This window comes from Streptococcus porcinus (assembly GCF_901542335.1).
Lineage (GTDB): Bacteria > Bacillota > Bacilli > Lactobacillales > Streptococcaceae > Streptococcus > Streptococcus porcinus_A.
Map to the genome: position 1 here is coordinate 1659018 of NZ_LR594036.1, position 20069 is coordinate 1679086.

Genomic DNA, 20069 nt, shown 5'->3' on the forward strand with positions numbered 1-20069 from the left:
AATAGTCTTTTACATAAATATTTTTCAAAAAATGCAAAAAATAAGCTCTTTAGATTATATTTTGATTAAATAAATCGAATATTTATTTTTTTGTAATTTTATTATTATGACACATCTAAAGACAATTTCACTATTTCAGATTTGTATTTCTTGATTAATCTAAAATTAACTATCCCATTTTAAATACGTTAGGTAAACCTGATAACTTATCGACTTGTGCTTTGTGTAAAATCCCACTTCACAGAATTTCATTTGTAATCATATAAAAAAGATTGCACTAGGCACTCCTGTACACTATCTTTACAATCTTTTTTACTATTAAAATAATCTGTAGATGGTATTGAGTAAACCCATGATAACACTGATGACAATTATAGATCCTAGTAATATATAGGTAAAATTTTTAACTCCGGACGTCTCTTTTGGGGGTAACTTTTGCCTAGATTTCTCTAATCTTTCTTCAATAGCATCATCTAGAAATGATAGCTTCTTTTTATTAGGCATTATCCAAACACCTCCTTGTAGGCTTCTTTCGTGGTATGATTAGCAAAGGCTAACTGGTGTTCCATAATGTCTTTAAAAGTATCAGGATAAGCTAACGAAGTTAAAGCCTTTATCATATCGTCAACCCTATTGGGGATAAAAATATTCTTCGGTAAAATATAGTGACGCGTATGCTGGGTATTGTCAAAAGCATAGATTGGCATCCTATGTTCAAAAGCCATCCGAATAGCATTGAGTATCTCATTCCCATGGTTAATATCCAAATAAACAGAGCATAAACGCCACAAGGCAGTGATTGTTTTGGGTGACATATTAGGGTATAAGAAAACATTGTCCTTTTGTCCCAAAGCCTGTAATTTAGGTGACATTTCTGTCAGAGCTCCAATATGGAATTGAAAATCAGGTAAATGAGTTACTAAAGGTTCTATTTGTTCAAGTTGATCACTATTGGTAAAAATCAGAGCATTGGCTGACCAATTTTTTTCCTGCGCCAAAGGATATAAATAGCCCAAAGAATTAACTTTATTATTCTCCCCATTATGGAGTTGAATAAAAGTTTGATAAGTCAAGGGATCAGGAATGATAACTTGGCAACTTCTAGCAACACTTTCACTTAAAATGGCCTGCATATTACCAGGAATAGAGCCTCTAAACTCTTCTTGCCAAACTAGAATATCCTGACCAGGTTCTGGTAAATGGATACTGATTTGAAATGGTAAGGCCAAAGAATTATAAATGATTTTATCAAGCTTAAAAGTTGATCTCTGAAGATAATAAATCATAAATTCCAATTTACTCTTGAATATTTTAATTTTGTTTCGATCATTCAAAATAATATCATTGGTCACAAAATTTTCAACAATTTTTTCCTTACCCTCTTGATCATAGTAAGTTTTCAAAACCTCAGACTGTTCCTTATTATAAACACTCTGTGCATAGAGGCGTCCATGTTTGTTGTAATGTTCAACCAAACGCACCCTTCCCTCACGATCTAACCATTCAACGGCTCGGACTAAACGTTTATGGGTTGGCTCTGCATAAAAAATATTTGCTTTCTTAATATCATGGTCGAGAATTTCACCATTGTTGTTATTGGACTGAATTTCCCAAAATTTAGGAGTTTTGATTTGATTGAAATACCGAGCTTTTCCTTCAGTAACTTGCTCTTCACCCATGAAAAAGGCGTAGGGACTAGTTACAGAAGCGGGTAAAAATCCTGTCTCATTTAGAATAACAGTTGGATGAATGTAACCTGACATCACTAAAGAATAGTGCAAATCCTGAGTAGCTTGGTCATAATGTTCAAATATATTAAGCATTGTCAAACTCCTTTAAAAATTCTTTCCAATCATTAGCAACAGTTTGACTTAAGAATTTTTCAGCAATAGTATAGGAGTGGTTTTGCCATTCTCCAATTTGATACTCTTGATATATACTGATAATCGCATCTCTAAATTGACTAACAATTAAATCAAGCTGATCTGATTCTTCTTTTGGAATAAGGAAGCCATTTTTTCCATGTTCAACAAAAGTCACATTCCCGTATGGTACTTCAAAGCCAATAATCGGCAAACCTGAACCGACAGCTTCCATTAATGTTAACCCAAAACCCTCGCTGGTTGACCCTGCTAAGTAGGCATCATATGTTTGCTAAATAGTCTCTAAGTCCACATGCCCCATTAAGCGAATATAATCTTGAGCTGTATGTGCCTTGATTAATTCTTGTAACTTGTTTTCTTCGCCGCCCTTACCATAAATATCAAAGGTTAATTCTGGCAAGACCTTTTTGGCCTCAACAACAGCTAGAATCAACCAGTCAATATGTTTTTCACTCGCCAGTCTTGAAGCTGTTATCAGCGAGAAAGGTTTTCGTTTTTGTTCTGGACGTCTTAGTCGGTCTAAAGAACCAACAGGAATTGTCACTATTCGCGGGGTGAACCCTTGGTACTTTCTAAAATGTTGCTTTAGAGTTTCTGACTGGGCCTCTGTTGAACAAATGAAAAAGTCAACTTGGTCTGCATGTGAAAACTCATACTCATAATAATTATTCCAGAGAATGTAATCATTGTCTGTTGCATTTTTACTATAATGCTCTGCATGGACGACACTTCCCGTTTTAGCTTTGCCTTTCCCCTCCAAAACAGCCTGACCAATCTCACTAGAACGATCTAAAATCACAATATCTTCTTCTGCCAATTGTAAACATTTGATGAAATAAGCCAATAGTTCTCGAGTTGATAGAAAAATTTGATCTTTGAAACGATATATATGACTATCTTCATCTAAGATTTCATCAAAAGCTGTACTACCGTCTTCGTTAAAGAAGCGACGTTGATAGAGATGTGCCTTGTTGTTTTTTGGCGTAAAATATTCACTACAGTAGCGGGTGTAATTATAATAATCCTTACGAATGAGGCATCCCTTAGCCACAAACTCTGCACGGTCCACAAAATCATTTGTTTCAGTGCTTAAATAACAAGTCACAAACTGTTCATTATTATCATAAAAATAACGACGATTTTTGCCACTTGCTTCTTCTTTCTCAATGTGAAAAGGAATTGTTTTAAGAACATCTTCAAGTGTATATGATGTAGGTGCCAATTTAATATCTGTAAAATAATGGTACATCCATATAACTTCTTCGTCTTCAAAACCGATGTTTTTTGTTAAGTGTTGGACATTTTCATTTAACATTAAATCTGTAAAAATAAAAATCCCTTTTTCGCCAATCATGCGTAAGAGTTTGGCACGATAACTTTGAGCATATTCGACTCCACTGCTAGCCCAGCCAATTCCCATATTAATATTATAAAGTGTCATTTTTCTCTCCTATGTGACCAATATTGCTATGCAAAATATGCTACCAATTCCCCCTTTGGATTATAAGCTAGCATGCTTAAAGCAAGATTTCTGATAATACTTTGTTTAACTCGGAATTCCAGTTCTTTAAAACTTGATAAAGCTTCCCGGTGAAATTCATAGACTGTATTCCTTTGTGCTGAATGTCGACTTGCAACTAGTATCCTAAATTGTTGGAGATAGTCAACTTGTTCAATCCATGCTTGGTCAATAGCTTTTAAAATAGCCATTCTCTGGAAATTAATATAGTCTTCTTCATTATGAAATTGAGCTTTTTTATTTTCCATTTCTTTCAAAAAGATTTCTTCTAATGCTTTCTTTATTGATTTGTGATTTCCATAGTCAATCTCTTGCCCTGAGAATTGATAAGATAGATTATCAAAAACATAACGACTTAAACTTTCTTCCGTAATTTGACCTTGACTATCCAGATAAGTATTTAACACTTCTTCTAGTATCGCCAACAGATCCACCGATTCCAGTTTTTCTTGAGCAATCAATTGGTTACGTAAGTTATAAATCATTTCACGTTGAACTTGGATGCTTTCATCCATCTCAACAGCACTTTGCCTAGCTTGTCTGCCATGACTGTCACTGGCTTCCTGAGCCTGATTTAAGATGCGTTGATAACGGTTTGCCTTTAACAGTTTTGGGTTATCAGGATTTGTTTTAGGTAACTGCTTACGCAAATAATCTAAAAGCCAAGCTGGTCCCCATTTAATAAGCAATGGATCTTCAAGTGATGTGAAAAATTGGCTCATGCCAGGATCTCCCTGGCGACCTGAACGTCCTCGCATCTGTAAATCAATCCGTTTTGAGGGCATTCTTTCAGTACCAATCACTGCTAATCCCCCTAATTCAGCAACACCCTTACCCAATTTGATATCAGTTCCACGACCAGCGATAGCCGTAACAACTGTTACATGTCCCAATTGTCCTGCTTCGGCAATCATCTCTGCTTCTTTGGCTGTATTATAAGCATTTAAAACACTATGAGCAATGCCCTCTTTTAAGAGCAAATGGGAGTAAATCTCTGACATTTCTACACTTGCTGTTACCAATAAGACAGGCTGGCCTGTAGCATGAATTTTCTTCAAAAAAGTCATCGAAGCAAGAATTTTTTCCGGCAGACTCATATATATCATATCGGGATAATCGATACGCTGAATCGGACGGTTTGTTGGAATAGTAATTACAGGCATGTTATAGGTTGCAATGAATTCATCATCAGCAACTCGACCCGTACCAGTCATTCCACTCAAGCGCTCAAAAAGTTTAAAAAGATTCTGATAAGTAACACTTGCCATCGCTCGTGTTTCAGGCGTTTTTTCAACAGATTCTTTAGTTTCAAGGGCTTGATGTTGTCCCGCTTGTAATTTGGTGCCTTCCAAAACACGACCACTTATAGCATCTAAAAGAGCTATTTCATCATTATCAACAATATACTCTTCTTCACGCTTATAGAGATGATGAGCTTTAAGAGCTAAAATAATATGTCTAACGATTTCGGTATGCTTAGCATCAAATAGATTAGTAAGTCCAAAAAAAGTCTTTGCTTCAGTGATTCCTTTATTGGTTAGCCAAACATTTGTCCGCTCATCGTTAAATTTATAATCCTTTTCTTCTTCCAATGTTGTCACAAAGGTATTAGCAACATTGTAATAGTTCGATTGAACACGTGGAGAGCCAGAAATGATTAAGGGGGTCTGTGCACTATCTAGCAGGACTGAGTCTACTTCGTCAACAATAGCATAATAAAAATCTCGTAAAAATTGGCTATCTACCGAATCTGCTAAATTCTGAATTAAATAGTCAAAGCCTAGGGTAGAATGGGTGATGTAGACGATATCAGCTCCGTAAATAGCTCTTTTTTCTGGAACTGATAATTGTTCAGAAGGACTTTCTGGAACACCTAAAGCGACCGTCAAGCCCATCCAACGATAAACTGCTCCCATCTCTGTTCCATCGCGTCTTGAAAGATAAGCATTAGTTGTCACAAGCATGACACCTTTACCAGTCAGAGCATTTAAGTAAAGAGGCATAGTTGCCGTTAACGTCTTCCCTTCACCCGTTCGCATCTCTGCGATGTTCCCACCGTGAAGAGCAATGGCCCCCATTACTTGAACATCATAAGGAAACATCCCTAGGACACGTCGATCTGCTTCTCTGATTGCAGCAAAAGCCTCAGGTAATAAATCATCTAAAGTCTCTCCAACCATCAGACGGTTTTTAAATTCTTGCGTTTTAGCCTGTAAGGCACTATCACTGAGTTTAGCCATACTGTCTTGGTAGCTATTGACTTTGTTTAAGTTTTTTTGAATAGCCCTTAAACGTAAGCTATTAATACTAAGTTTCTCGCTTAAGCTCCCCAAAGTAAGCTCCTTTTAATTTTTTTCCGACAATTTTGCTAAATAACGATGAGGTCGTAAAAGACCTTCAACCAAAGCAAAGCTATCATCTTCTTGTTTTGGCTTTATAAAATGCTTAACCTTATAATTATTTTCACCTTCAAGCAATTCTTTCACGCGTTCTAAATCATTAGACAGGTTTTCAATATCTATCTTCAATGCCTTTTCAAAGTCAGGATAAGCGCTACAAGTGGCCTTTCCTTTTTCAAAAGCATGTTCCAAAAGAATTGCAGCACAATCAGACTTAGGGCCTGTTCCAATAAATTGGATACCTTTATCTAAAAACTCTGGAGCCTCTTTATAAATACTTCGCGCTACAAAATCCACAAACTTATCCGTTAAATAAGCCAAATGCTTGAGTTGGGATACTCCGACAACTAAGGTATTTCCCAATCGCTGAAAATGTTTTAAGGACTGTGGCATTAATTGCCCATCTTGATTTTCTAATAAGAAAACAATTAATTCTGAAGCTACTGCTAAACTGTCTTTCTTCAATGCATTGACAACTATATAAGGATCAGACAAAGACTCGTGTGAATCCTTCTTATAAAGTAAGATACTGTCAAAAATGAAGTCTTGACAACCCGCATTAATCAAATCAATTTGATAGGAGAAAGTCTCTTTTGGCAAGGAGAAGTCAGCACTGTCTTCCTTGATAATTTTATAAGAAATGACTTCTTTACGGCGATTAAAGAAAGTTAATCTAAGATAGGGAACATGTCCTTTGTTAGTTTCTATATTTAACTTCAGACAATAGTCAAGGCCACGTTTTAATGTAGGTAATTTAGGAATATCACGGTTCGCTTGAAAATTAGTTTGTGAATACCAAGAATGAATCACTGTCCCAACTGGCAAATAATCTTGGTGATAGGAAATTCGACCATCCCTTAAATACGATAGGTCTACACCGTACATATAGGTATCTTGATGCAATAGCCCCCAGTTAATTAAAAATCCCTCAAATTCCTGAGTCTGCATTAAGGTTTCCTCCCAAAATCTAAAGTCATAATTCTAGCATATTGATTCAAAAACCACTGGTTAATGGATGTGCTGTTGTCATTGTGCCGACCTTCAATCCCTTTAGAAATAACCTTAACATTTTTTCTCTGAACTCTATCTAGAAAATCTAGATAGGCTGTCGGATCATAGTCATCATCTTTCATATATGCCATAGCAAAAAACGTTTTGCTTAAATCAGCTTGATCAATAGCTTGCCAAAATCTCTGGTTAAGTTGCTCTAAAGCTTCCTGATTTAGAGCCCCTGTCAAGAAATGAATGATATCAAAAGCAGTTCCAAAATCATCAGGACGAATCTGATAACCGTTTTCGGCAACATTTCCTAAAGAAAATAAAGGCTTCCCAAGGATAACAGCATGTGGTTGTAATTGACTAGCATAATAAGTAGCTCCTAAAGTTCCCATTGATAAGCCAGACATAATCATTTCCTGAGAGTTAAAACCTAGATAGTCTAATTTTTCTGTGATGAAATCTGTTACCTGTTTTTCCAGTTGCTTACTAGCGAGGTAGAAAGAGCCACCTTCTAGTCTTGTATCTCCTATCAAGATAAAAGGTGCTTTTAATTGAGACATCATCCGGTAACCTTCAAACCCTTCTGCCGGTCGGTAGCCAGAGAAATAAACATTAAGCGGAGGCTTCAAATCACCAGGACTAAAGTAAGCAATTAGCTCTTGCCGATGGTCATCAACTAGTCGCTGTCCCCCAGCTATAAACTGCCCAAACCGTCCACGACCTCTTCTTTGGTGTAAGGACCCAACCTTTAATTTACCTCGTCCTTTAACATATAAAGTAAAGGACAAGTAGTGATTTTTATCTTTTGCACAAATAGTAAGTTGATCTTTTAAATCTGATTCTGAGAAACTAGTAACCTCAACTATCTCAGAAGTGCTTTCTGCGAAGCTATAAACTTTCAAATTAAGCGTCAGGTCGCCTTCTTTAACATATTCCAACCAAAGATTTAAGGATTGTCCTGAAAGATGTAAACTATTATAACGCCAAGTTAGTAACGGCTGAAATTCCTGACTAAAGTCACCTTCAAAAACAGTAAAGGCATTACCTTCATAAGAGACTTGCCCTAAGAAGCTTTCTGAGACATCAACATAGCGCATGTCAGCTTTGGAGCCCTCTTGATTAGGAAAAAAGTTTTGTGCTAGTTGCTTCACCAACTCTTCTGGTGCAGTCATATCTATTGACTCAGCTAGTTTTGATGTAAATAAACGCGACTGTAGCTTAGTATTAGTAATTCGATTATTGTAAAAGACAGAATAAGGCATAGCAAAATCAAGCAAGTCTTCATAACTATCCTCATAATCCAGCTCATCAGTGAATAAAATAACTGAGAAAGGAGCAACAGGCTTCCCTTTTGAGTCAATGAGCGATATCTGATAGTCGGTTGGCAGGCAATATGACCAATCAATAGTCTCAGGCATAATAAGTAAGTCACTCCAATTTTGACTGCCTATTTGAAGGACTCTAATTTTTTCTTTAGTCATTTTTGTCCTCCAATTGAGCTTTCCATTTAGTGATTAAAGCTTGCCCTGTATTTTCAGCAATTTTCTCAATGGAATAAACCAAAGACTGATTCCAACGTGACAAGCCCTTTAAATAATAATCCAAACCTTTACTAATATCATCAATTTGACTAGCTATATAACCATTTTTCTTATGGCTTACATAGGCCGTTTGCACTTTATTAATTTGAGGAATCCCCGAACTAATAGCAGCTATTTGATGATACAAATCCGGCTCCTTTCCAAAGTCAATTACAATACGACTTCTTTTAAATGCAGCAATAATATCATTTTCTTCTGTAATAATTAGAATGTCCGCTCTTAAAGCTTTTTCTTCCGTATTTTTGTCAGGCAAGCTATCCTCTTTATTAGACAATTGATTTGGGATATAGGTCTCGAGATATGTCTCGAGTAAATCCTGCAACTTTGTAATCCGTTCACCATAGCGTTGATAGGTAGCAACTCTTAAAGTAAGCAATTCATTTTCAGCCATCCTTTTAAAAATTAAGGTTAGGATAGCTTTCATAGCTTCTTCACCCACTGTATCTACAAAGAAATAGATTTCCAATACTTTTTGACGGATACTTAGACCCAAGTCAAAGCGACTATCAAAAGGGGAAAGTTGGATAATAGGTGGCAAGGCATTTTCTTTTTCCAGTGATTGCAAAGCAGTTACATTTTTATCAGTATCAGATACTAAAAATTGGGCTTCTGAAAAAGTTTCCCTCTCAGCAGGGCTTAAAGAATCTAACTTTTGTCGGCTTTGGTAAAAGGAAAAGATGGTTCGTCTACGGATACCTTTAAAGAAAGTATTATGTTGCTGATGGCTGGCAATAACAAAGATATCGGCAGGATTTGTTACAGCTATCTCTTGATCAATCATTTCTCTAATCAGTGTTTCCCAATTGTTATAAGTTTTTTGCTTCAGCAATGGGATTTGTTTAGCATTGATGACAATTCTATCAGCGACAGCTTGATCTAAATATTCTCTAAGACACCATGAGCCTGCTTGATTCACATAATCTTGATAGCTTGCTTGGCCATTTTTAAAATAAAGGATACTGGAAAGAAAACCTCGGTCATCAAAAACAAGTTGCTCTTTTACTCTTTTGCCATCTTTTTCAAAACGAATGATTTGGAAAAGCCTTCCATCAGTTGCAAACTGCAAGCGCGCGTAGAGGTGGTCATTGACAAGAACACTAACTGTGAATGGTGAATATAAAAAGGTCGCTCCTGCTGGCCAATTTAGGGTACGCCAATCTAGTGGAGAGGACTTGCTCTCTTGGCAATTTTGCAGCTGATCAAATAAAGACCAAACCTCAACTTCAAGTAAGCCTTTTTGGTGTAAAAAAGCTCTTAAGTGAGGGGAGTAGTTCAGAATCATGATGCGAACGTTTTCTTGGTTGTCATGAAAGACCTTAATTTGATTGACACTATCATCAAATTGTAAATATTGATTGATATGTGTCCATTCCTTGGTATCATCATACCAAGGTCGATCTTTTTGATACCAAGCTGGAATAAAGTGGTACATAATTTCTCTCTCAATTATAAAATATTGCGGTATTGTTTATTCAGTTGAAGCATCTCAACTTGATCAAAAATCGTAAAAAGTAGAGTGGCTAAAATCAAAACAGTTCCTGGAAAGGTTGATATAGTTGTATCAACCTTATAATAATGCCCTAAAACTAGTGGAAAACCAATCATAAAGCAGGTGTAGGCTCCCCCTAAAAAGCCAACTTGTTTTACAATCTGGTTTAAAAATGTAAAAGTTGGAGGGCCAGGTTGAACCCCGTGGATATAATCACCCATCTCCTGCAAACCCTCGGTTACCTTATCTGGCTTAACATTTACCAGAGCAAAACCAATGGTTAATAAAAAAAGTATTATTAAATAAACAGTTAAACCAAATGATTTTGATAAAACTAAATTAGAAATCAAATAAGCTATCGTTTGATTATGAGGGTATATCATTTGTAGTCCAGATAAAAAGTATTGGGGTAAAACTAGTAAAGTCATACCGTACATTATTGCCATCCCACCAGCTACATTCATCTTGATTGGAATGTAAGATTTGTGGGCAAAATCATTATGAATCATCACACGTTCTAAAGGAATCCGATACTCAGCCCGCTCTAAAAAGATTGTTACGACTAATGCAATAATAGCAAAAGTGAGGATCAGTCCATAAACCCATAAGTGGGAATTAAAATGAGAATCTTTAGCAATGGCTTGAGATAAACGAGCTGGTAAACTTGATACTAATCCTACTAAAATAATGATACTTGAACTTCCTAATCCAAATATCATGTTTAAATTAGCTAGCCACATCATAACAAAACAGCCCGCTATTGATAAAAATGATACGATAATCAGAAAACCAAGACGATCAAAAGGAAGCAACCAGGTTTGAAAGGTCATGAAACTCAAGAAACCTAGCGATTGAATGATACTGATAATAATCATAATGATTTTACGCCACCTATCTGCAACAACCATTGGCATTTTCTGTAAATTTAATTTTTTACTCGTACTGAAAAATCCCCAAAGAATCATTGTTGACATCCAAGGACCTAAACCTAGAGTGAATAATGAAACCTGAGAGAAATCACCCCCAGATACCAGACTGGCAATAGTCATTAAATCACGATTTAAACCACCAAAAGCTGAGGCATCAACATCAACCAAGGGAAGCGGAATATGTCTTCCTATTAAATAAACTAATATGATAAGTAAGCTTGTGATTGCCTTTTTCTTCAAAGGTGATTTAACCATTTGCCGTTTGGCCTGCATATTAGAACCCCAATTCTAATTTTTTGATTTTTTATATTTACGCCTCTATTGTAGCATAAAGCGCCAACAATGTTTGAGCTTTTTAACTAGAAATCATTTTTTGAATCGGATTTTTTGCTAAAAATTTCTCATCAAAAAAAGCCGTCACAGTTGACGACATAACTACCTGACCTTAGTTTTTACCTATCCTACAGAACCTTCCATTTCATAGGCAATAAGTCGATTCAACTCAACAGCATATTCCATTGGTAATTCTTTCGTAAAGGGTTCAACGAATCCCATGACAATCATCTCCGTCGCTTCGCTTTCGGTCAAACCACGACTCATCAAATAATAGAGTTGCTCTTCTGAAATTTTAGAAACCTTTGCTTCATGTTCTAAGGCGACTTGAGAATTGTGAATTTCATTAAAAGGAATGGTATCTGATTTTGAAATATCATCCATTAGAATTGTATCACACTCAATATGAGAAACAGATCTTTTGGAATTAGGATTAAAGGTTACCTGACCTCGATAGTCTACTTTTCCTCCACCTTTAGCAATAGATTTTGACACAATTGATGATGAGGTATGGGGAGCATTATGAATCATCTTAGCACCCGTATCTTGATGCTGACCAGCGTTAGCAAAGGCGATAGATAACATTGTTCCACGTGCACCGGGACCATCCAAGTAAACAGATGGGTATTTCATAGTTGTTTTAGCACCAAGATTCCCATCAATCCACTCAACCGTCGCATCTTGTAAGGCACGGGCACGCTTTGTTACCAAATTATAAACGTTATCTGACCAATTTTGGATTGTTGTGTAACGCATATAGGCACCCTCTAAAGCAAAAATCTCGACAATAGCCGCATGCAGACTATTGCTAGAATAAGTAGGCGCCGTACATCCCTCTACATAGTGAACACTTGCTCCTTCATCCACAATAATCAAAGTTCTTTCAAATTGGCCAGTATTTTCATTGTTGATGCGGAAATACGTTTGCAACGGAATGTCGACCTTAACCCCTTTAGGCACATAAATAAAAGTTCCACCTGACCATACAGCTGAATTTAAGGCTGCTAATTTATTGTCTGTGGGAGGCACTAATTTTGCAAAATAACGTTTGAACAAATCCGGGTATTCTTTCAAGGCCGAATCAGTATCTGTAAAGATAATTCCTAGTTTTTCAAATTCATCCTTCATATTGTGGTAAACCACTTCTGATTCATATTGAGCAGAAGCACCAGCTAAATAGGCGCGTTCAGCCTGAGGGATCCCAATCCTTTCAAAGGTCTCTTTGATTTTTTCTGGGACATCATCCCAGGAACGAGCTGGCTTATCTGATGCCTTTTGATAATAAATAATATCATCAAAATTAATATCTGATAAGTCAGCACCCCATGTTTGCATAGGCATCTTATTAAAAGTCTCAAGTGACTTTAGGCGAAAATCAAGCATCCATTCCGGTTCCCCTTTTGCAGCAGACAATTCTCGAACAATGGCTTCACTTAAACCTTTACCAGTTGAATATAATGGTTGAACATCATCATGGAAACCAAACTGATAATCTCCCAAATCAATTGGGTTTGGTTCGACCATATCTTTTGTTTCAGACATATCTTTTCCTTTTCTTTCTATTTCACTCACTATCTGCTTGACTCCGTCGAATAGCTTTTTCTAAAGCATGCCAAGCTAGAGTGGAACATTTAATACGTTGTGGAAATTTGGCAACACTCGCTAGAAGCTCAGCCTCACCCAGATCTTTCTGCTTTGGATTCTCTTGACCTTGCACCATCTCAGAAAAGATCTGAATCAACTCTAAAGCTTCAGCCTTAGTCTTACCCTTAACAGCATCCGTCATCATACTTGAAGAAGCAATTGAAATAGTGCAACCATCTCCCATAAAAGCAATATCAGCAATCCGATCATCCTCAAACTTAACACTTAAAGAAATGACATCACCACAAGTTGGATTATTGAGCACTACTGCTTCTACGCCATCTATGCTACCTCTATGATGAGGATTTTTTGAATGATCAGAAACGACAGCCATATAAAGACTGCTGAGCTTAGAGAGTGCCATTAAAAAACTCCTTTGTTTTTAGAAGTGCTTCTACTAGACGATCACAATCCTCTTTTGAATTGTAAATATAAAAACTCGCTCTCACAGCAGATGAAATTCCCAAATACCTCAACAAAGGTTGAGCACAATGGTGACCCGCCCTAACAGCTATGCCTTCATAATCCAAAGCTGTTGCAACGTCGTGTGGATGTAGACCATCTAAGTTAAATGTAAAAACCGCAGTATGTGCTTCTGGCTGGTGCGGACCATATAAGGTCAGACCATCAATCGCAAGCAATTTCGGTAAGATATAATCAACAAGAGCTTGCGCATGTTGATGAACTTGATCCATCCCCAAGTCCTCAAGATAACGGATAGCTTGTCCAAGTCCAATGGCTCCAGAAATATTTGGAGTTCCTGCTTCAAACTTCCAAGGAAGCTCCTTCCAAGAAGCCTCTTGCTCATAGACAAAATCAATCATTTCCCCACCAAATTCTATTGGTTCCATTTGCTTAAGCACAGCTTCCTTACCATACAAAACGCCAATACCTGTTGGACCCATCATTTTATGGCCAGAAAAAACATAGAAGTCACAATCCAACTCTTGGACATCTACCGACATATGTGGAACAGCTTGGGCGCCATCAACAACCATATAAGCTCCATGTTCATGAGCTAAGGCGGTAATCTCTTTAATAGGAGTGATAGAACCTAGCACATTTGAAACATGTGCCAAACTGACAAATTTTGTTTTAGGCGATAATTTAGCTTGCAAGTCATCCCTATCAATTTCCCCATCTTTTAGATAGACATAAATCAATTCAGCTCCCGTCATATGACAAACTTCTTGCCAAGGAATCAGATTAGCATGATGTTCCATAACTGAAATAAGGACCTGGTCTCCTTCTTGGAGAATAGTCTTGGCAAATTGGGCTACCCAATTCAAACCAGTGGTCGTTCCTCTTGTAAAAAGCACTTCTTTGGTACTTTTTGCATTAATAAACTGTCTGACTAATTCACGACTTGCCTCATACTCTCGCGTTGCTCTTTCTGCCAATGTGTGGACACCACGATGAACATTGGCATTATCTTCATGGTAATACTGCATTAGACGATCTAAGACGATCTGTGGTTTTTGCGTAGTTGCTGCATTATCCAGATAGATTAAGTGTTCATCGTTAACCATTTGATTTAAAATGGGAAATACTTTCTTGATTTCAATACTATCTAACATACCAAACTCCTGCCTTAGACGCGTGATGCCAATTTTTGGTCAAGTACAGCAATGATGTTATCTCTCATTTCCTTGATAGGAATCTCCGTAATAACAGCTCCTAAGAATCCACGAATAACCAGCCGTTCAGCTGTATCTTTATCTAAACCACGGCTCATTAAATAATACATATCTTCCGGATCAACTTGTCCAATCGAGGCTGCATGCCCTGCTGTAACTTCATTTTCATCAATTAATAAAATAGGGTTAGCATCACTTCTTGCTTTATCGGAAAGCATCAAAACACGGCTTTCCTGCTGGGCATCAGCACCCTTAGCTCCCTTGATGATATGCCCAATACCATTAAAGGTTAGCGTTCCTCTTTCCAAAATAACACCGTGTTGTAAAATATGGCCGACAGAATTTTTACCATAATTGGTTACGCGTGTATCGATTCCTTGAATTTGGCGACCACTTGAAGCAGCAACAACTTTCAAATCAGCCTGACTACCATCTCCAAGTAAATCACTGTCAAAATCAGCAATAACATTTCCTTCATTCATAATGCTTAGTGACCAATCAATAGTCGCATTATCAGCTAGACGGCCTCGCCTACTAATATAAGTTGTCACCGATTTTCCTAACCGATCGATTGCTGAAAATTTGATTCTGCTCCCCGCTTGTGCAATAACCTCAACACTAATATTAGCACTTGCTTTAGCTGAATCTTGGCCATAGCTTTCAAACCTTTCCAAGTAAGAAAACTGGCTTTCTCTACCTGCAATAATCAAAACATGTTTATTAAATGGCACTTCACTGTCACTATCTTGTAAAAAAATTGCTTCAAGTGGCTGCTCAATTTCAACAAAATCCGGGACATACAAGACCGCTGCACTATTAAAATAAGCCGTATGGTAAGCACTTAGCTTATCTTGATTATCCTCAATAGCAGTTCCAAAATAAGTATGGATAATATCAGGAATTTCTTCTAAAGCAGAATAAAAATCAGTAAAAATGACACCTTGCTCATGAAGTTCCATTGGTAACTGTTCCATCACTGTGCGTGTCCCATTTTGTACTAAGGTAGGGTTATCACCAATAGCTATAAAATCCGGAACCTTCGCTTCAAACGGACTATCCTCTATATGACCATCTCCCAAATTCCAGCGATGAAACTTGACCCGTTCAATTATTGGTAATTCTAGATGATCAATAAGGTGAAATGCTTTTTGACGTCGTTCTTGTAACCATGCTGGCTCTGCTTTTTCTTGAGAAAAAGCCATAATAGTTTCTAAAGTCATAATGATGTTTCCTCTTTCTCTAATATTGATAAGACAAGGCTGCGAAACAAAAAACGTCTGCACAGCAAAAGCCAAGACTTTTAAGATTCATCATTAAACTTCTTCTTTATAGTCAATGCCTAGTTCTTCTGCAATGCCAGCATAGCCTTCTTTTTCAAGTCTAGCTACCAAAGCAGCATCTCCAGAAAGAACAATTCGGCCATCCATCATGACATGAACTAAATCCGGTGTAATATAATTTAAAAGACGTTGATAGTGAGTGATAATCATTGCACCAAAATCTTTTTGCCGCATTTCATTAACTCCTTTTGATACAACTTTTAAAGCGTCAATATCCAAACCAGAATCAATTTCATCCAAAAGGGCAAATTTAGGTTCCAGCATTAACAGTTGAAGGATTTCATTTCGTTTTTTTTCACCACCTGAAAACCCCTCATTTAGGTACCGTTCAGCCATCTCCTCTTTCATACCTAACAATTCCATTTTTTGATCCAACTTAGTAATGAAATCACGAACCGAAATTTTTTGATCATCGTCTTTTCCAGCATTCATAGCAGCCCGCATAAACTCGGCATTTGTAATTCCTGGAATTTCAGATGGGTATTGCATTGCTAAAAACAAGCCCATCCGTGCTCTTTCATCAACTTCTAACTCTAGAATATTAACCCCATCAAAAAGGACTTCGCCTTCGGTTACTTCATAGTTGGGATTTCCCATGATAGCAGCGGACAGAGTTGATTTCCCTGTTCCATTTGGTCCCATAATAGCAGCAATTTCACCAGTTTTGAGGGTCAAATTTACGCCTTTTAGAATCTCTTTATCTTCGATTGAAACGTGTAGATTTTTAATTTCTAACACAGACATTGCATACCTCTTTTTCTATTTCTTATCCGTCAGTCAACAACTAACAGATTCAAGAATACTTTTTAATAATCAATTAAATTATAACAAAAAAAGGCGGTTAAGGCCTTCTTTGTGTTTGAAAGAGTCTAGTGCTTCTTCCACTTTTCCATTTGACGATGACGAAAGTCGCTATTTCCAATAAACTTTAAAAGTTTAAAGAGCGGTGTTCTTTTTTCTCCCCATATTTCCAAGCTTTCAATTAATACTTCTAAACCAAACAGAAGACCAAACATCAACAAGAGTCCCCCGATTCTACTTGAAACATTCAACAACAAGGAAATCAAAGAAAAGAGCATAGCAATACCATAAACCACTAATACAGCCCCACGATGGGTAAACCCCATCGACAGAAGGCGATGATGCAAGTGCATCTTATCTGGTTCATAAAACTTCTTACCTGATAAGCTTCTACGGATAATAGCTACCGCAGTATCCATGATAGGAACACCAAGTATAATAACTGGTGTCACAACCACAACGGCTGTTGCATTCTTAAGCCCTTGCAAGGACAAGACACCAATCATAAAACCAATAAAAAGAGCCCCTGTATCCCCCATATAGATAATAGCTGGATGATAATTATAAGGAAAAAATCCTGCAATCGAAGCAATCAAAATAAGAATTGTTACCGTCAAGAAAAAGTCAATTTGTGGTAAAAAGAAATAAGAAACAATAGCCATTGTTACTAGACTAATAATGGAAACGCCACTAACTAAGCCGTCTAAACCATCAATGAGATTAATAGCATTAGTAATAGAAACAATCCATAAGACCGTTAAAACAAAGGTTACAATAGGACCAAAATGCAAAAGTGGTCCACCAAAAGGAACTTTGAAACTATCAAATCTAAATTCTGTAAAAGCCCATATAATATAGGCTCCTAAAAAGATACCAAACATTTTCAGCTTGGGACTAATTTCAAAAAGATCATCGATATAACCTGTAGCTGTTACTATTAAAGCTCCCATAACAACCGGAAAGATATAGGAAAAGTAACTTTGCTTGTCAATTAAAACACTTTCAGATATCTTAGGCATCAGAATTAATGTCGTTACAAAAAAGGATATAAAGATTGCTAGTCCGCCACTACTAGGCATTGTAACTTTATTCACTCGTCTTGCATTTGGTTCATCAACAGTTCCTGTTTTAAATGCCAAAAAACGCACAATGGGAGTTAAAAACAAAGAAATTAACAAGGCTGCTATTAGGATTAATACATAATCAAATGTAAATGGAAACATAGTTTATCACACCAATTCAATCCTTTTCAACTGCTCTATTGCCTGATCTTCAATGAGTAAGGTTGCATGCTCTTGCAAATAAGCACGTGTTTTTGAACCAGGTAGTGCATGTTCAATTAACCTAGCATACATAATATTAGCAAAGTAGGCTGGCTGATTTTGAATATCAAGTAAGATTGTTAGATGGTAACGACTAGTTTCCTTGTAAAGCTCTGAAGCTTCAATTGGAAAGTTAACTATTTTAGAAAAACTGATGACTTCCTCTATAGTTAAAAAATCAAAAACATAATGAACGTAGTCCATTGGTTCAACAATCTGGGCAGATTCATCAGCCACTGTAGTTTGAGATTGGCTTGCCTCGACTGCTTCTTCTAACATTTCTTCAATTTTTTCCAATTTTTCATGGGCATTGACATCACCTTTTTCTATCATGTTTTTTTCAATTGTTTTAAAAAAATCTTCGGGTGTCATCTGAGAAACATCTCCTAAATCAGTTAAATCTTCAAAATCAATTTCTTTAGATAATTCTGACTTAGTAACAAAAACATCTAAACGATCTTTACGTGGGGTAACTCTAAAACTCAACATCCCACTATCTTTAAAGTTTTCAGGTAAATCCAACTCATCCATAACGGTATAGAAGAATTCTTCTGTTTTTTCCTGAGGAATCAAGAAATCTTTTAATTCCATTCCCCTTTCTTCTAAATCATCCATGCTGATCGTTATTTTTAGTGTTGTTTCACTAATTTGTTTCATTTCCATAGTATATACCTCGCACGCGTAGTCATTCTATTATACTCGAAAATAGACTTTTTCGCAATTTTGCGATCGAATTAAGGTTATCGCTAAAAAATCTATCCCTATGTACTGCACCCCAAAAGTTGGACAAAAAATCTAACATTTGGGGTGTTTTTGTATGAAATTAAGTTATGAAGATAAATTAGAAATTTATCGTTTAAAGAAGTCAGGTGTTTCCTGGACTCAATTAGAGATTCAATTTGGAGTAACCCGCTGCAACTTAAAATATACCATTCGACTGATGGATCGTTATGGAGTTGAGATCGTTAAGAAGCAAAAGTACCAAGCTTATTCACCTGAAATGAAGCAAGAAATGATTAATAAAGTCTTGAAAGATGGGCAATCCTTAATGTCAGTTTCTCTAGATTACGCCTTCCCAAATCCAGGAACTCTTGCCAATTGGATAGCGCAATACAAGAAAAATGGTTATACTATTGTTGAGACAACAAAAGGGAGACCAGCAAAAATGGGACGTAAACCAAAGAAAACTTGGGAAGAAATGACTGAATTAGAGCGCCTTCAGGAAGAGAACGAATATCTCAGAACGGAGAACGCCTTCCTAAAAAAGTTAAAAGAGTTAGAAGAACGGGACGAAGCTATCGAGAAAGAACGACAGAAATCATTAAAGAAATGGTTGATGGAGGATTTAGATTAGGTTTACTTCTAAGAGCAGCTCAATTAGCTCGTTCAACCTATTACTATCATCTTAAGCAACTAGAACAAGATGATTTAGACAAGTCCATTAAAAACCAAATTCAAGAAGTCTATCAGAAACATAAAGGTAACTATGGCTATCGTCGAATCACTTTGGAACTGCGTAACAGAGGTTTTATCATCAACCACAAAAGAGTTCAGCGCTTGATGAAAGAACTAGGTTTGGCAGCGAGAATACGTCGCAAAAGACGCTATTCATCTTATAAGGGTGAGGTTGGAAAGAAAGCAGATAACCTTATTCAACGCCATTTTGAAGCCTCTAAACCTTTTGAGAAGTGTTACACCGATGTGACTGAATTTGCTTTACCTGAGGGAAAACTCTATTTATCACCAGTTCTTGATGGTTATAATAGCGAGATAATAAACTATACCATTTCACGTTCTCCTAACTTAAACCAAATTAAAACGATGCTAGAAAAGACATTTCCAGATAAATACTATAACGGAACTATTTTACATAGTGATCAAGGCTGGCAGTATCAGCACAACTATTATCATCACTTTTTAAACTCTAAAGGTATCCGTCCATCTATGTCACGTAAAGGAAACAGCCCTGACAATGGGATAATGGAATCCTTCTTTGGCATATTAAAGTCAGAAATGTTCTATGGCTATGAGAGCTACTATAAATCTCTGGGAGATTTAGAAAAAGCTATTAAAAAATATATTGATTATTACAACAATAAACGGATCAAAGTAAAACTAAAAGGACTTAGTCCCGTACAATACAGAACTAAATCCTTTGCTTAAAATATAATGT

The 20069-nt window shown here is 36.6% G+C and carries 15 protein-coding genes and 1 pseudogene; 1 reads left to right on the top strand and 15 read right to left on the bottom strand.

The features are described from left to right. Positions 1–318: 318 nt before the first annotated feature. The 15 genes and pseudogenes from FGK96_RS08010 to mecA all read right to left on the bottom strand — a co-directional run bounded on the left by FGK96_RS08010 (position 319) and on the right by mecA (position 18559). The gene (locus tag FGK96_RS08010; protein WP_138082916.1) at positions 319–504 is read right to left on the bottom strand and encodes a hypothetical protein; all 186 of its coding nucleotides are present in this window, start codon (positions 502–504) and stop codon (positions 319–321) included. Then, positions 504–1823 carry an accessory Sec system glycosylation chaperone GtfB gene (gene gtfB, locus FGK96_RS08015; RefSeq protein WP_138082918.1) on the bottom strand — a complete coding sequence of 440 codons (1320 nt, stop codon included), beginning with the start codon at positions 1821–1823 and terminating at the stop codon, positions 504–506. Before gtfB ends, FGK96_RS08010 begins: the two co-directional genes overlap by 1 nt. Further along, a pseudogene (gene gtfA / locus FGK96_RS08020) lies at positions 1816–3324 on the bottom strand (accessory Sec system glycosyltransferase GtfA). The gene gtfB and the pseudogene gtfA overlap by 8 nt, the downstream one beginning before the upstream one ends. Before the next feature lie 26 nt (positions 3325–3350). Beyond that, positions 3351–5735, bottom strand: a complete 2385-nt coding sequence (gene secA2, locus FGK96_RS08025; RefSeq protein ID WP_138082920.1) for an accessory Sec system translocase SecA2 — start codon at positions 5733–5735, stop codon at positions 3351–3353. Positions 5736–5747: 12 nt separating this feature from the next. Further along, positions 5748–6749 carry an accessory Sec system protein Asp3 gene (asp3, locus tag FGK96_RS08030; protein WP_138082922.1) on the bottom strand — a complete coding sequence of 334 codons (1002 nt, stop codon included), beginning with the start codon at positions 6747–6749 and terminating at the stop codon, positions 5748–5750. Further along, the gene (gene asp2 / locus FGK96_RS08035) at positions 6749–8281 is read right to left on the bottom strand and encodes an accessory Sec system protein Asp2 (protein ID WP_138082924.1); all 1533 of its coding nucleotides are present in this window, start codon (positions 8279–8281) and stop codon (positions 6749–6751) included. Before asp2 ends, asp3 begins: the two co-directional genes overlap by 1 nt. Then, a complete protein-coding gene (gene asp1 / locus FGK96_RS08040; protein WP_138082926.1) occupies positions 8274–9833 on the bottom strand; it encodes an accessory Sec system protein Asp1 in 1560 nt (519 codons plus the stop codon). The genes asp2 and asp1 overlap by 8 nt, the downstream gene beginning before the upstream one ends. Before the next feature lie 14 nt (positions 9834–9847). Then, positions 9848–11092 carry an accessory Sec system protein translocase subunit SecY2 gene (gene secY2, locus FGK96_RS08045; RefSeq protein ID WP_138082928.1) on the bottom strand — a complete coding sequence of 415 codons (1245 nt, stop codon included), beginning with the start codon at positions 11090–11092 and terminating at the stop codon, positions 9848–9850. Between the two features lie 183 nt (positions 11093–11275). After that, positions 11276–12694: a Fe-S cluster assembly protein SufB gene (sufB, locus tag FGK96_RS08050; RefSeq protein ID WP_138082930.1), complete on the bottom strand. Its 1419-nt coding sequence runs from the start codon at positions 12692–12694 to the stop codon at positions 11276–11278. A 22-nt stretch (positions 12695–12716) separates the two neighbouring features. Next, a complete protein-coding gene (gene sufU / locus FGK96_RS08055; protein WP_138082932.1) occupies positions 12717–13160 on the bottom strand; it encodes a Fe-S cluster assembly sulfur transfer protein SufU in 444 nt (147 codons plus the stop codon). Further along, entirely contained in the window at positions 13147–14373 is a 1227-nt protein-coding gene (locus tag FGK96_RS08060) for a cysteine desulfurase (RefSeq protein WP_138082934.1), read from the bottom strand. Before FGK96_RS08060 ends, sufU begins: the two co-directional genes overlap by 14 nt. 14 nt (positions 14374–14387) lie before the next feature. Beyond that, entirely contained in the window at positions 14388–15653 is a 1266-nt protein-coding gene (gene sufD / locus FGK96_RS08065; protein WP_138082936.1) for a Fe-S cluster assembly protein SufD, read from the bottom strand. A 93-nt stretch (positions 15654–15746) separates the two neighbouring features. Next, a complete protein-coding gene (gene sufC, locus FGK96_RS08070; RefSeq protein WP_138082938.1) occupies positions 15747–16517 on the bottom strand; it encodes a Fe-S cluster assembly ATPase SufC in 771 nt (256 codons plus the stop codon). A 125-nt stretch (positions 16518–16642) separates the two neighbouring features. Continuing rightward, positions 16643–17797, bottom strand: a complete 1155-nt coding sequence (locus FGK96_RS08075) for a glycosyltransferase family 4 protein (RefSeq protein ID WP_138082940.1) — start codon at positions 17795–17797, stop codon at positions 16643–16645. A 6-nt stretch (positions 17798–17803) separates the two neighbouring features. Further along, complete coding sequence (gene mecA / locus FGK96_RS08080; RefSeq protein WP_138082942.1) at positions 17804–18559, bottom strand: adaptor protein MecA; 756 nt, start codon at positions 18557–18559, stop codon at positions 17804–17806. A gap of 154 nt (positions 18560–18713) precedes the next feature. Here mecA and FGK96_RS08085 point away from each other — a divergent pair. After that, a protein-coding gene (locus FGK96_RS08085; RefSeq protein ID WP_420031098.1) for an IS3 family transposase occupies positions 18714–20059 on the top strand; the annotation gives its coding sequence in 2 pieces (ribosomal slippage) (positions 18714–19155 and positions 19155–20059; 1347 coding nt in all). Positions 20060–20069 lie beyond the last annotated feature (10 nt).